Raw genomic sequence first — 242 nt, forward strand, 5'->3', positions numbered from 1 at the left:
CAGCGTTTTATAGTTCAGCCAGGTGAGTTAGAAAAAGCCATTATGACCGTGGCTGGTGGGCAAAGTGGTCACCCACTTTCACCTTTCTATCGCAGTGGCTTTGAAGAGTATGCACAAGGCGAGAATACGCCGTTATTACCACAAGTTTTAACTCACGAAATCACGTTCACACCACAGCCATAAATAGTGAGGGGTTATATTTTTATCTCTTTATTGTGTTATAAATAGGCACAGTACTGGAC

The 242-nt window shown here is 42.6% G+C and carries 1 protein-coding gene; it reads left to right on the top strand.

Annotated features, from left to right (window positions below; translation table 11 throughout):
* On the top strand, positions 1 to 183 hold a 183-nt coding region (locus tag CWB62_RS18530), incomplete at its 5' end, for a penicillin acylase family protein (protein WP_138556299.1).
* Positions 184 to 242: the final 59 nt, after the last annotated feature.

It is taken from the genome of Pseudoalteromonas sp. S408, from assembly GCF_005886645.1.
Taxonomy (GTDB): domain Bacteria; phylum Pseudomonadota; class Gammaproteobacteria; order Enterobacterales; family Alteromonadaceae; genus Pseudoalteromonas.